Origin of the sequence: Streptomyces decoyicus (genome assembly GCF_019880305.1) — a bacterium.
Classification (GTDB): Bacteria; Actinomycetota; Actinomycetes; order Streptomycetales; family Streptomycetaceae; genus Streptomyces; species Streptomyces decoyicus.
The window spans coordinates 8,342,143-8,355,031 of sequence record NZ_CP082301.1; the positions used below are offsets into that span (position 1 = coordinate 8,342,143).

Here is a 12,889-nt window from a genome sequence, read left to right on the forward strand (position 1 = left end):
ACCAAGCCCGGCTCCACCTGACCAGCATTGAGTCCGCACGATGCGGTGTTCGCCGCGCGATACGCCGCCGGGGAGCTGATTCTCTACGACAGCCAGGGAGAGCAGCCCACCGGCCAGGGCGCCATCATCGCGTGCGTCGACACCTCGTCCATGTACATGGAAGGGCCCGGCGGAGTCACCCGGGAGGCGTGGGCCAAGGCGTGCGCCCTGGGCCCTTGCTGGATCAGGCCCGCCACGCGGGACGTGACTTCGTCGGCATCCTGTTCTCCGCCGCCGACAAGATCCAGGTCTTCCCCTTCCCGGCCGGCCGGTCGGCATCACCCAGGTGCTCGACTTCACGGAAACCTTCCTCGGTGGCGGCACCAGCTACCAGACGCCCCTGACAGCGGTCGGCGAACTGCTGGAGGAGGAGTTCAACGACGCCACCCGCATGCGCGGCGACATCGTGATACGGCGAGATGTGGGCCAGGTCCTTGGGTATCGATGACGCGGCCCTCCTCCTGGAGTTGGTGCACGATCTCTCCGAGCTTCGGACCGGCCCAGCCCAGGGTCTGCTGAAAGAGCCGACTGTTCGGAAATCGGCGGCCTGGAAGACCCGTCCAACATGGCAGCGGCGCAAGGGCAGTGGGTTTACTCGGCCGGCGGCGGGGCGACGCACCGGGCGATTCATCGATACACGACCGTCAACGGATTCCGTCGGTTCCTCGATGTCTGCCCGCGGCTCACGCTGTCGGCTCAGGACGCCGGCGTGGGGGTGGGGCAGCCGGTGGTGATGGAGCCGACGATGTCGACAGCCATTTCGCTGAACCACATGGAGCCGTCCGGGCCGGAAATGATGCGGTGGCCGACCGGGGCGGTGGTGGGCAGTGTGTAGCGGCTGGTGGTCAGGTCCGGGCGGACGCGGTCGATCAGCCCGGGCTGGTTGTACTGCACCCACAGGTTGCCGAAGCAGTCGAAGGCCAGCCCGGCCAGCTCGGCGCCCTCGACATTGGTGCGGTGTTCGGTGATGAGGCCGGTGAGGGGGTCGAGTTCGGCGTAGGCAGCGCCGGCCTCCTCGGTGAACCACATGTGGCCGTGCCGGCCGGCAGCAATGGCGATGGGCCGGCTGTCAGGGGTGGGGGTGGCGTATTCGCGCACGACGCCCCTCGCGTCGACACGGCCGACGCGACTGCCGGTCAGCTCGGTGAAGAACATGGCGCAGCGGGGTCCTCGCGCCAGATAGATCGGCTGACTGTCGGGGGCGAGGTGGTGCACGGTCCACCTGTGGGTGCGGGGGTCGAAACTTCCGATGGTTCCGTCGGCTTTCCCCGTCCACCACACGGTGTGCCCGTCGCAACCGATGCGCAGGCCGTGCGGCCCGGCGCCGGGCCGCGGGAGCGGGTAGCGGGCGATGCGCTTGCCGGTGGCGGACAGTTCCACCAGCGCGTTGGTGTCTTCCTCGGTGACCCAGACATGGCCGCGCCGGTCCTTGTCGATGCCGTGGGGTCTGCTGTTGCCGGGGAATTCGGTGATTCCCACCACCTGGCCGGCCGTGGATACGCGAAGGACGCGGTCCTCGAGTTGCTGGGAGACCCATAGGTTGCCGTCCGGCCCGATGACCAACTCATGTGTGCTGCCCAGCCGGGGGAGGGGCATCCGGTACTCGTGCACAGTGCCCACCGGAGGAGCAGTGCGATCCGCGGGCCCGGCCGCCGCTTCGGGCACGCCGGGGGTCACCACCAGAACTGCCACGCTCAGAGCTGCGGCCAGGACAGACACCCGCCGCTCTCTCAGCAACTGCAGTACACGATGCATGGTGAACTCCTCCATCGCGGCAGGCGGAGCCCTGGGAGCATCGGAGAACGCAGCGAAGCCACAGACACCCGCACACCCAGGAGCCGCACCCACCCCACCAGAATTCCTTGAAATGACCGGAATTGCCCGTATCCCGGTTGAGGCTAACTCGGCGGGTGGAAGTTCGCCTGTCGACGTACACGCGAATGCGAACGGCCGGACTCCATGTAGCGGGCAACTTCCTTTGGTCCGATCTTTGGTCCGACCGTTGCTCCGAACCAACCGCCTAGTCATGGAAGGCCGTGGTCGACTCGAGCGGAGCCCGCTCGGTCGTGATCCGGTTCACCGGCGCGGCCTCGTCGGCATAGCCGAAGGAGATGCCGACGAGCAGCCTCCCTCCGATGACGCCGAGTTCGGTGCGGACGGTGTCGGCGTAGAAGCTCAGCAGCCCCTGCGGGCAACTGTCCACGCCGTACGCAGTCATCGCCAGGAGCAGCGTCTGCATGTAGGCGCCGACATCCGCGGTCAGCCGTGCCCCGCCGTCACCGTTGACGAAGAGGAACGCGGCGTGTGGCGCGCCGTAGAAGCGCAGGCTCTCTGAGTCGTAGGCCATGCGTGCCGTGTGATCGTCAGGGCCAATGCCCAGTGCTCCGTACAGCTCGGCGCCGAACGCCGCCCGGCGTGTCTGGTGCACCTGCGAGTACATCCCGTCGGAATACGGGAAGTCCACCGAGGTGTGCCTCCCGGTGTGGGCCGTCTGCAAGGCATCCGCCAGGCGCCGACGCGCCGCGCCGCTCACTACCTCCACCTGCCACGGCTGTGCATTGGAGTTGGACGGCGCGGCGCCGGCCAGCGAGAAGATCGTGCGCATCGTGTCCTCGGGCACGGCTTCCGGACGGAACGCGCGGGTCGCGTGACGGCCGCGTATCAGCTTCTCCGCGCAGCCGCTCAGCTCAGTGGGAACCGACCTGCTCATGGGACTCCTCAGCAACACCTTATGTAAACGGGACCGTTTACTTACGTGCGTGACCCTAGCAGGGCACCTCGGCCGAAGTAAACGCATGCGTATACTTGCTTCATGGGTACGACGGCAGCTACGGCATCCCAACGGCGAGGGCGTGGAGGTCGGGAGCGCATTCTGGCTGCTGCCGCCCGGCTGTTCGCGACCCAGGGCATCAACGCGACCGGCATGGAACAGGTCGCGGAGGAAGCGCCGGTGTCCAAGCGGACGCTCTACGCACACTTTCGGACCAAGAACGATCTGGTCATCGCCCACTTGCAGGGCCTCGTACTGTCGGGTGCCACGCTGGAAAGCGTGCTGACCCGCGAGGACATTCCTCCGCGCGAACGGATCCTCAAGCTGTTCGGCCGGCCGGCGGCGGACACGGCTCCGGTGCGCGGATGTCCGTTCATCGATGCCGCCGCGGAGTTCCCCGACCCGGAGAGCGCGGTGCACTCCTACGCCCGCGAACAGAAACTGCGCATGGTGCAACTGATCGCCGCCTTGGTGACGGAGCTGGGATGCCGCGAGCCCGTCGCACTCGCTGAACAACTAGCCACGCTCGCGGACGGGGCAGCCAGCCGCGCCATGGTGCTGGGCGAGGCGGACTACGGCCGACACGCACGGGCGGCAGCAGAGGTTCTCCTCGAACAGGCTCTGCCGGGCACGACCTGACGAGGAAGGAGTAGTCAGTACGGGTCTGCTCGATGGGGGCCAGGACGAGCAGGTGATCCAAACGAAACTGCCCAGCCTGCCCACCCACGGAAACCCAAGCCACCGACGAATGAAAAGGACCCGCCAGCTAACTGACGGGCCTTCATGCAAGATCGAGACTAACGCCTGCTCGCGGCTGCCGCGACAATGCCGCTCAGGGCGGCGAGTGCCACACACAATGGCGAGTACAGGACAGTGTTCAACCGCTGGAATTCGCTGGCGGCTCCGGAGTTCATGAAGTAGCCACCCAGGCCACGGGCGAGCAGAACCACCGTCAGGCCGTACATGCCCACCAACCGCAGCCAGTCCGGGCCGATCGCCGGGATGGACTCATTGACCATGAGGGTGAGCGCTGCGCCACCGATCAGGGCCAGACCCACCAGCACGGTGCTCGGTGCCGGCGGCATCTTGCCGTCGTCGCTGCCGCCAATCGTCTTGGTAAACGTCATTGCATCCTTCATCGGCCAGGGGGAGAACGCCCAGATGAAGTGCAACAAGCCGATTGCCATGAGGACAATCGTCAACACCATAGGCACCACAGTGCGGACCATATCCAGTTCCTCCGACTCAGTGGGCTTTTCAATGGTCTTCGGCGTCCCTTGCGCTGGGGCCACGCGCGGCCAGCACGAGCAGCACCCCGACCAGCAGCAGGGCCCATGCCGGTGAGGCGGGAAGCAGGGCAACCAGAACCACGCCCCAGGCGGTCATGACCCAGCCGAACGGGGCGGGCACCCGCTCGCCCCGCTTCGCCATCCACAGTACGAAAGCGCCGAGCAGCAGCACCGGCACCCCGAAGCTGCCTGGCGCGACCCAGAATGCCTCGGAGTAGGCCAGGTTCTCGGGGGTGACGTCCAGCGAGATGGTCTGCCACGGCCCTTGGTCAAAGATGTCCGACCAGACGTCCTGATTGTCCAGCGGCGACACGACGATGTGAATCACGCCGAAGGCCACGGCTATCCAGCCGGCCGCGCGCGTGAGCTTCGGCTTGTTCAGACGGGATGTGCGCGTGGCGTGTGGGAGTGTCATGGCTCCCCCCTATCTATACGGCATCGTATAAATGAAGCCTAGCACCCATCTATACGATGGTGTATAGATGGGTGCTCGGAGCGGAATGGAGCAGATCATGGCGGTGGCTCGCACCCCGCGTCACAAATGGATCGACGAAGGATTGCGTGCGCTCGCGACAGGCGGCCCGGATGCCGTCCAGGTCGAGGCGTTGGCGAAGGCTCTCGGCGTGTCCAAGGGCGGCTTCTACGGATACTTCGCCAACCGGCGCGCCCTGCTCGAGGAGATGCTCGATCGCTGGGAACGCGAGATCACCGACGATGTGGAAGCACGCGTCGAGAAGGAAGGCGGCGATGCGAAAGCCCGGCTGCGCTACCTGTTCGCGATCGTTGACACCGGCGACGGGCTCGACACAGACATCACGACCGACCTGGCGATTCGCGACTGGGCCCGGCGCGATCCGGCGGTCGCCGAACGCGTTCGGCGCGTCGACAACCGTCACATGGACTACCTGCGTTCGCTGTTCCGCGCCTTCTGCGCCGACGAGGGCGAAGTCGAGGCACGCTGCCTGATCACCTTCTCGCTGTACATCGCCGACCAGTTCATATTCGCCGGCCACGGCGATCGCAGCCGTGCCGACGTCCACGAACTGACAACGAGGTGGTTGCTCGACTCTCCGAGCTAGGGCCTCTTCGGAGTCGTGATCAGTGGTTGTTGGGTTCTGACTCTTGGGGGTGCTGCGAGCTGGTAGAACGCGCGTGTGGCAAGACGTGGACTCAGCGATGGTGAGTGGGGGTTGATTGAGCCGTTTCTGCCGTTCCTGCCGATCGGGCAGTACGGCCCCCTCCCGGAGTATCTGCGGGAGCAGTTCGAGGGGGTGATCTGGCGGTTTCGTACGGGCGGCCAGTGGCGGGAGATGCCGCCCGAGTTCGGGGCCTGGCAGACGGTCTACAGCCGCTTCGCCCAGTGGCGCAATGCCGGCGTCTTCCAGGCCCTGCTGGAGGGGATGATCGCCGAGGCCGCCCGCCGTGGGCAGGCGGACCTGTCCCTGGTCAGCGTCGATTCCACGGTGGCCCGCTGCTCGGGGCATTGCCGCCGTGCATGATCGTGGCTCCATACGGACAAGACCTCCGAGAGCTACCTCGCCAGAGTCCACCTCCGGGTCGCGACGATCTGGAGCGCCGGCCTCCTACCACCCCACTGATCACAACTGAGAACAGACCCTAGGCGGCTTTGCTTTCCGTGGAGCCCAGCGCCGTCATTGACCGCCGCTAACGTCACGCCGTCTTGGGGGCGCGAAGAAACCCGGCTGGTCGTGCGGCGCGGCAACAGCGCCTCGGGTAAGTCGCCCGTCGCGGCCGGCCTGCGTGAGGAGTTGGACCGCGGCCGGAGTCGGGCAAGTGATATCGGACGTAGTGCGTGAGCGGCTCACGAGGAGCGACGGCGGCCGTTCAGCAATGCGCGCTGCCGACGAGAGGCTGGAGGCCCGGCGGCGGTGGAGGAACTGCGAGCGCTGCTTCGGGCGGGCGGAGATGGACGCGGATCCGGACTTTGCGGCTGATCGCCACGGTCCTGGCCGGTGCCCCGCCCAATCGCCACGGTCCTGGCCGGGCCCCGCCCACCGAATCTCCACGCTCGGTCTCTGGCAGCATCGCGAGCGACGGTTGCACGTTACGGGGCCGAAATGCGATCTCCCTGGGGCACGTGCCCTTCCACAACACACGGAACACCCAGTCGATGACAACCGCAAGCCGCTGCCCGGGGACGGTAAGGAACCCGCTGCCCCGGCAATGGTAAGGAACGGATAAGGGCGCAGCGTTTGGTAGGAGTTGTCGAGGGCACGCGGTGCTCTGGAGGTCGATAACGATGGTTCCCCTGGTTCTCGTTCTTTTGCTCGCGCTGCTCCTCTTCGGTGCCGGTTTTGCTCTGAAGGCCCTGTGGATCGTGGCGGTGATCGTTCTTGCTGTGTGGCTGCTCGGATTCGTACTGCGTTCCGCCGGAGCCGGAGGCAAGCGCGGTCGCTGGTACCGCTGGTAGGCAATGACAATTCGATACCGAGGGTCGCCCGGCACGAACGTGTCGGGCCACCCGTGTGCGTGCAATTCTGCGTAGGCTCTGAGACGCCCGGTGCAGGAGTTTTTCCCGGCGCATCAGGCACTGTTTGTAAACCCTGACGCCGTTTGGTGATCCACAGGGATTCGAGACAGCTCTCAGTGAGGACTGCCGCGGTGGTTGGTGGTTGTCGAACGTATGCAAAAAATTCAACGGGCACCGGGTTAAGTCCCAAAGGCGGGGCACGCGCACAGCGAGGAAGCGCCCTCAATGAGAGCACTGTTTCCCTCATCGCCATCAACGAAGGAGACGTTTTCATGAGCGACATCTGGGGCTATCAGCCGACCACTGGTTACACCGCGGGTGCGAGCCTGACGGGGTACAAGGTCGAGGCCACCGACGGAAGCATCGGCAAGGTCGACAAGCATTCGGACGAAGTTGGCGCTTCGTATCTGGTCGTGGATACCGGAGTGTGGATCTTCGGTAAGCATGTACTGCTGCCCGCCGGGACAGTGAGCCGCATCGATGACGCGGAAGAGAAGATCTACGTCGAGCGCACCAAGGCAGAGATCAAGGATGCGCCGGAGTTCGACAAGGACAAGCACCTCGGCGATGCCGGATACCACGAGCAGGTAGGCATCTACTACGGGCGTCAGCACCGCGCCTGACTCACCGGGCGGTTGGCAGGAAACCTTGCCAACCGCCTCCCTGTTCTGCGCAGCCGTCAGACAGATCTGACGGCTGCTGTGCACGACGCGCATGCTGTGCGTGGGGCAGGGCCTTGACTGCCTTCCTGCTCAGGCGCCCGGCATCGCTTCGGCGGGCTCATGTGCGCCTGACGCGACTGGCAGGGTGTCCTCCTGGTGGTGAGGGGTAGGGGCTTGCCTAGCGGGGGCTCAGTAACCGAACCGGCCATGAGCAACAGCCAGCCCCATGACGGCAGGAACAGCGCAGGAGACCACGTCGCAGGGTGTGTGCCGCTCCGGCCCCGACGCTGCTGCCCCGGGTCCAGGACCCGCAGCACATGTCTCTCGCCGATGCGCGTGACTCACGAAGCTTTTCCTGTTGCGACTTGACGTGCTGGAGGAGGGCACGCACGAGTACCAGTACGTGCGCCACACGCTCATCGAGATGAACCTGACCCTGGTGCGCTACGTCGCCCGGCGCGCTTCTCCGGCCGCAGGGACTCCACCGAGGACGTGCTGCAGGTCGGCACGATCGGTCTGATCAAGGCCATTGGCCGCTATGACGTCTCACGTGGCGGGGAGTTCACCACGCCGGCCGTCCAACTACATCCAGGGGGACATCAAGCGGTTGTTCCGCGACACCACGTGGTCGGTGCACGTGCCCCGGCGCGCCTGCAGGAACTCCCTATCGAACTCGCCCGAGCCCGCGAACAGCTCGAAGGGCAGGGCGTCCACGAACCGTTCGTCATCGAGCTCGCCACCCACCTCGACCTGGACGAAGCAGAGGTGGCGGAGGGAGTCGTCGCCTCCAACGTATCGCGCTCGATCTCGTGACCGGCCTGGTCCGCGATCCGAATGAGAGGCAACGGGTAAGGCGGTCTTCTTCTCTGACCGGCTTGCGGTTACTCCGGCTGACCGACGTGCGGCAGGACGTCCTCCAGTTCCTGCATCAGCCGCCGCTTCGGCCGCGCGCCGACCATCTCCTTGACCAGCTCGCCATCGCGGTAGAGCTGAAGGGTGGGGGCGGCAAGGACGTTGCGGGCGATCATTGTGGCGGGGTTCTCGTCGGTGTTGAGCTTGGCGACGGTCAGGCGATCGGCCTCCTCATGGGCGATTTGGTCCAGGACCGGCGCCAGCTGTCGGCACGGACCGCACCAGGGTGCCCAGAACTCGACGAGGACGGGCCGCGCGCTGCGCAGCACCAGTTGGTCGAAGGTGTCGTCGGTTACGGTGACGACGGCGGAGGCGGTGGTGGTCATCAGGGCGTCCCTTGCTCTCGGGCGGGCAGGTCTGAATCATCCGGAAACTCAAGGGGAGAACTCGCAGCGCGGATCGGCCGCTCGGGCCACAACAGCCCGCTCCAGTTGCCCGGCGACGCGCTCGCGCACCTCGCCGAGGCGGGTCATACAGGCGTCCAGCTCGGCGAGCTTGTGCTGGTAGACGGCGATCGAGTCAGGACAGCGGTCGCCGGTCTCGTGCCCGTCGCGCAGGCACTCGACGAACGGCCGGGTCTCCTCCAGCCCGAAGCCGAGTTCCAGCAGCGAGCGGATCTCCCGCACCATCCGCAGGTCCTCGTCCCCGTACTCGCGGTAGCCGTTGGCGGCCCGCCGGGTCCTCAGCAGCCCCTGCGCCTCGTAGTAACGCAGCGACCGCGTGCTCACCCCTGCCAGCTCGGCCAGTTCCCCAATCCGCACGGCAGCTCCTCCCTGTTCACCCGAGACGCTAGACCTTGACACCGGCGTCAAGGCCAGCGCCGGGGCCGCACGTCATGAACGACAAGCCAAGTGACAGGAGGTGCAGGCCAAACATGCCCCACGCCTCGGGAACGACCATCCGTGGGCTTCCACGACACACACCTGGCCGGCACCGGCGCCGGCAGCGTGATCAGAGTCCGGCGCAGGCGTCGCCGATCGCCGTATCCAACATCGTCAAGGCGAGCGAAAGCTCGTCCTCGGTGGCGGTCAGCGGCGGCGCGATCCGGAAGACTCCGCCCATGCCGGGGAGCTGGACGATGTTCATGTGCAGACCGAGTTCGAAGCAGCGCCGGGTGACCCGCGCGCCCAGTTCGTCCGAGCTCTGCTTCGTCTCGCGGTCGACGACGAGTTCGAGCCCGGCCAGCAGGCCCCGGCCACGGATGTCACCGACGACCTCATGGCGGCCGGCGATGTCCGCGAGACCATGGCGGAGGAACGTGCCGAGCGAGTGCGCGCGCTCGTCGAGTTTGTCGTCGATCAGGACGTCCAGGACGGTGTTGCCGACCGCTGCCACCAGTGGATCGGCGACGTGGGTGGTGAAGAACAGGAACCCGCGCTCGTGCGCCTCCTCTTCGATCTCGGCGCTGGTGACCACGGCCGCGAGGGGCAGTCCGGCACCGAGCGTCTTGGACAGGGTGAGGATGTCGGGGACGACACCGTCGCGTTCGAACGCGTACCAGGTCCCGGTACGGCAGAGGCCGGTCTGGGCCTCGTCGAGGATCAGCAGCATGCCGCGTTCCCGGCATTTGGCTTGCAGGGCTGCGAAATACCCGGCCGGTGGCTCGATGATTCCGCCCGAGCTGAGTATCGGTTCGACCAGGCACGCGGCCAGGCTGCCGGTGGACTGGGCATCGATCAGGTCGAAGGCGAAGTCCAGCTGGCGGCGCCAGTCCAGCGAGCCGTCGGCGGTGGTGAAGTCGGGCCGGTACGCGTTCGGCACCGGGATGGCGAAGTTGCCGGGCGCACCCGGGCCGTAGCCCTTGCGCCCCGCGCTGTAGGTGGCGGACGCGGCGGCCTGCGTCATGCCGTGCCAGGACCGTGCGAACGAGACGATCTCGTGCCTGCCGGTGACGAGCTTGGCCATCCGGATTGCGGCTTCGTTCGACTCGGCGCCGGTCGTCAGCAGCAGCGCCTTCTCCAGCGGCGCGGGCAAGGTGTCGGCCAGCCGCCGGGCGAGGTCGACCACGGGCCGGCTCAGCATGCCGCTGTAGAGGTGGTCGAGGGTCGCGACCTGCCGCTGGACCGTCGCGACGATCTCCGGGTGCGAGTGGCCGAGGATCGCGCTCATCTGTCCGGAGGTGAAGTCGAGAATCTTCCGGCCGTCCGCGGTGTACAGGAAACTCCCGGCCGCGCGGTCGATGATCTCGTGGGTGAAGTCGCCGCCGTAGCGTACGAGATGCCTCTCGGCATCGGCCCAGAAGGTTGCGGTGGACGACGGGGTGGTGGTCGAAGCAGCCATGTCCCCGACCGTAGGTCGCCCTCGAGTGGCACGTCCATCTCACAATTCCGGCTGTCCTGTTCGGCAAAACCGCACAACAATGACGACATGATGAACCCCTGGAGGCTGCGGCTGCTGAGCCAGCTGGACACGCTGGGCACCGTCCGGGCAGTCGCCCAAGCTGCCAACCTGAGCCCGTCGAGCGTGTCTCAGCAGCTCGCCGTGCTCGAGGCCGAGACGCGCACACAGCTCCTTGAACGGACGGGACGCCGGGTGCGGCTGACCTCGGCGGGGCTGATCCTCGCGCGGCGGGCGCGGGCGATCCTCGATCACATGGACACCGTCGAGACGGAGCTGCGCGGGTTCGGCCAAGAACCGGCCGGGCTGGTGCGGCTGGGGGCGTTCCAGAGCGCGATCCACACCATGGCCGTGCCGGCGGTGACCCGGCTGGCGCGTGAGCATCCACACCTGGACGTCGAGCTGCTCGAGCTGGAGCCGCACGCGAGCATGCCCGCGCTGCGGGTCGGGGACGTGGACATCATCATCACCACCACGGACTTCGACGAACTGCCATTGGGGCCGGACATCGACCTCGTACCGCTGGCCACGGACTCGATCGTGCTGGTGGTCCCGGCCGAGCATCCCGCGGCCGGGCGCGGCGCGGTGGACCTGGCGGCCTACGCGGACGAGCCGTGGGCCTTCGACATGCCACAGTCCTACATGGCGAACCTCGCGCTGCGACTGTGCCGACATGCGGGGTTCGAGCCGCGGGTGGTGTGCCGGTTCAGCAACTACATGATGTCCCTTCAGCACGTCGAGGCCGGGCTGTCGATCGCGCTGCTGCCCGGCCTGGCGGTCGACCACCGCTATCGCGTCGCCACCCGGGAGCTCGCGGCCCCTGTGACGCGCACGATCACGGCGGCGATCCGCCGCGGCTCACCACCTCGCGCGGCGGTGCGCGTCGTGTTGGACGCGCTGCGGCACAATCCGGGACTGCCGCTGCTGGGTCGTGAGTGACAGAGCGAGTCCGAACCCTGATGTTCGCTGGCACGGCGACGGGCACGGTTGCGCACCCCTCTCGGAGAGTGCCTCGCCTGCCGCCTGCCGCCTGCCGCCTGCCGCCTGCCGCCTGCCGCCTGCCGCCTGCCGCCTGCCGCCTGCCGCCTGCCGCCTGCCGCCTGCCGCCTGCCGCCTGCCGCCTGCCGCCTGCCGCCCGCCGCCTGCCGCCCGCCGGGCCGCGGGCGGGACGGTACCGGCCGCACTGGCGAGGTGGCCGCACAACTCGCCCGACCCGTGCGGCCCTTCCGACGCAGTCTCGTCAAGGTATGAGGTGACGATCGCGGCGACGTTCTCGCCGGTGTGGACCGGCAGCCTGGGGAAGGTAGGGGGCGTGGGCCCGGTCGCCAAGAAGGGAAGTGGCTCGGGCCCCGTCTCCTGGAGCACAGGAGGAGGCCGTCCTCCGGTGCAGGTCGCGAGGGGGGAACAGCACATGGCACCGTCCACTGCGACGCCCCCGGAGATCGCCGACCGGCTAAGATCTCCCAGGCTGCGAACCTTCGGGCCGATCGACCGGAGCCCGTGGCCGGCGGTGGAGCGGCGGTAGTACGCAGCTTTCCGATTCGTGGTCGAACGAACGCCGGCCGTGCACTCACCTCAATCCACCCGGCTGCCTGTCCTCTTGCAGGCTCACCTACGACCGCGGGGCATCCTCCGGTTGCGCGGTTGAGCGCTTTCTCTGACGGTCCTGAGGCCGGCCCCTGGAGCGAGGCGCTGACCGGGGGTTACGTCCTCCCGCGGGTCAGAACCTTCCCATGCACGATCTCCAGCCGTTCCGCCGCGATGAGACAGGAGACGGGTTCCCGGCCGTCCGCGTCCGCTTCGAAGGCAATCAGAACGGAGGGCCTTTCACCGAGCTGACGAGTAACCCGCAGCAACTCGTCGGCCGTCGGTGCGCGGAAGACCGGCTCGTGGAACGACGATGGATAGCTGACGAGAGCCGGGTCGCCGAAGACCAGCTCCAAGCCGTGGTGATAGGTGAGGTCGTGGCCGGCAGCCAACCGAAGCCGGCCGACGTCCCAGGCAATGACTTCCCAGTCCCACCAAGACCCCTCAGGGAGCTGGATCGCCGTGTGCTGGTGCTCGGTGTCCATCTTCAGGCCCTCATCCTGTTCGAACAGATCGACAGGCTACACAGGCATTGAGGCCCCCGGCTTGACGAGTCAGATCCCTGAGGTGCCTGCCTGGCCATCGCGGTGCGGCTCACCTCCGTCTGCGCGGAGAGCGCTCGCCAGTGAGCAAGTTATCGGCGGAGACCGTCGGCCCACCTCCGCCTGCGCGGCGAACACCCTTCGCGACCTGCAGCGTGAGAAGCGGTTTGCACCGGACCGCGAGTTGGGCGGACCGCTCGGTAGGTCGGCCGCTACGCCTCCGAAGGTCTGGCGCTTTGCGCTGATCGTGGTCATAACGC

The 12,889-nt window shown here is 67.1% G+C and carries 13 protein-coding genes and 4 pseudogenes; 9 read left to right on the forward strand and 8 right to left on the reverse strand.

Features of this window, described 5'->3' with window-relative positions:
* Positions 1-42 precede the first annotated feature (42 nt).
* A pseudogene (locus tag K7C20_RS36505) lies at positions 43-460 on the forward strand (hypothetical protein); the annotation flags it as partial.
* A 275-nt stretch (positions 461-735) separates the two neighbouring features.
* Here the strand turns inward: K7C20_RS36505 and K7C20_RS36510 are convergent.
* Both K7C20_RS36510 and K7C20_RS36515 read right to left on the reverse strand, forming a co-directional pair.
* Positions 736-1,794, reverse strand: coding sequence for a Vgb family protein (locus K7C20_RS36510; protein WP_150127289.1), 1,059 nt, complete (start codon positions 1,792-1,794; stop codon positions 736-738).
* Between the two features lie 265 nt (positions 1,795-2,059).
* Positions 2,060-2,749 carry a nitroreductase gene (locus tag K7C20_RS36515; RefSeq protein WP_030075197.1) on the reverse strand — a complete coding sequence of 230 codons (690 nt, stop codon included), beginning with the start codon at positions 2,747-2,749 and terminating at the stop codon, positions 2,060-2,062.
* A gap of 102 nt (positions 2,750-2,851) precedes the next feature.
* Here K7C20_RS36515 and K7C20_RS36520 point away from each other — a divergent pair, with 102 nt between their 5' ends.
* Positions 2,852-3,448: a TetR/AcrR family transcriptional regulator gene (locus tag K7C20_RS36520; RefSeq protein ID WP_030075196.1), complete on the forward strand. Its 597-nt coding sequence runs from the start codon at positions 2,852-2,854 to the stop codon at positions 3,446-3,448.
* Positions 3,449-3,606: 158 nt separating this feature from the next.
* Here K7C20_RS36520 and K7C20_RS36525 read toward each other — a convergent pair whose 3' ends face one another.
* Positions 3,607-4,038, reverse strand: coding sequence for a DUF3995 domain-containing protein (locus tag K7C20_RS36525; protein WP_030075195.1), 432 nt, complete (start codon positions 4,036-4,038; stop codon positions 3,607-3,609).
* Positions 4,039-4,066: 28 nt separating this feature from the next.
* Complete coding sequence (locus tag K7C20_RS36530; protein WP_052414221.1) at positions 4,067-4,513, reverse strand: DUF6463 family protein; 447 nt, start codon at positions 4,511-4,513, stop codon at positions 4,067-4,069.
* 85 nt (positions 4,514-4,598) lie between these two features.
* Between K7C20_RS36530 and K7C20_RS36535 the strand changes: the two genes are divergently transcribed.
* From K7C20_RS36535 to K7C20_RS36555, 6 genes and pseudogenes are all read left to right on the forward strand, one after another.
* Positions 4,599-5,177 carry a TetR/AcrR family transcriptional regulator gene (locus K7C20_RS36535; protein WP_048828553.1) on the forward strand — a complete coding sequence of 193 codons (579 nt, stop codon included), beginning with the start codon at positions 4,599-4,601 and terminating at the stop codon, positions 5,175-5,177.
* 75 nt (positions 5,178-5,252) lie between these two features.
* Positions 5,253-5,582 (forward strand): annotated as a pseudogene (locus K7C20_RS36540) (transposase); the annotation flags it as partial.
* Between the two features lie 171 nt (positions 5,583-5,753).
* Positions 5,754-5,879 (forward strand): annotated as a pseudogene (locus tag K7C20_RS38765) (kinase); the annotation flags it as partial.
* A 479-nt stretch (positions 5,880-6,358) separates the two neighbouring features.
* Entirely contained in the window at positions 6,359-6,529 is a 171-nt protein-coding gene (locus tag K7C20_RS36545; protein WP_030075190.1) for a hypothetical protein, read from the forward strand.
* 332 nt (positions 6,530-6,861) lie between these two features.
* Positions 6,862-7,212 carry a hypothetical protein gene (locus K7C20_RS36550; protein ID WP_030075189.1) on the forward strand — a complete coding sequence of 117 codons (351 nt, stop codon included), beginning with the start codon at positions 6,862-6,864 and terminating at the stop codon, positions 7,210-7,212.
* Between the two features lie 356 nt (positions 7,213-7,568).
* A pseudogene (locus tag K7C20_RS36555) lies at positions 7,569-8,086 on the forward strand (sigma-70 family RNA polymerase sigma factor); the annotation flags it as partial.
* Between the two features lie 46 nt (positions 8,087-8,132).
* On the opposite strand, the gene trxA reads toward K7C20_RS36555, so the two are convergent.
* The 3 genes from trxA to K7C20_RS36570 form a co-directional block, all read right to left on the reverse strand.
* Positions 8,133-8,489, reverse strand: coding sequence for a thioredoxin (gene trxA / locus K7C20_RS36560; RefSeq protein ID WP_030075188.1), 357 nt, complete (start codon positions 8,487-8,489; stop codon positions 8,133-8,135).
* Positions 8,490-8,537: 48 nt separating this feature from the next.
* Positions 8,538-8,924, reverse strand: a complete 387-nt coding sequence (locus K7C20_RS36565) for a MerR family transcriptional regulator (RefSeq protein ID WP_030075187.1) — start codon at positions 8,922-8,924, stop codon at positions 8,538-8,540.
* A 190-nt stretch (positions 8,925-9,114) separates the two neighbouring features.
* A complete protein-coding gene (locus K7C20_RS36570; RefSeq protein ID WP_030075186.1) occupies positions 9,115-10,443 on the reverse strand; it encodes an aspartate aminotransferase family protein in 1,329 nt (442 codons plus the stop codon).
* Between the two features lie 87 nt (positions 10,444-10,530).
* Here K7C20_RS36570 and K7C20_RS36575 point away from each other — a divergent pair, with 87 nt between their 5' ends.
* Positions 10,531-11,439: a LysR family transcriptional regulator gene (locus tag K7C20_RS36575; RefSeq protein WP_030075185.1), complete on the forward strand. Its 909-nt coding sequence runs from the start codon at positions 10,531-10,533 to the stop codon at positions 11,437-11,439.
* A 764-nt stretch (positions 11,440-12,203) separates the two neighbouring features.
* On the opposite strand, the gene K7C20_RS36580 is transcribed toward K7C20_RS36575, so the two are convergent.
* Positions 12,204-12,572 (reverse strand): hypothetical protein, encoded by a 369-nt coding sequence (locus K7C20_RS36580; protein WP_048828551.1) that lies wholly within the window; start codon positions 12,570-12,572, stop codon positions 12,204-12,206.
* Between the last annotated feature and the right edge of the window lie 317 nt (positions 12,573-12,889).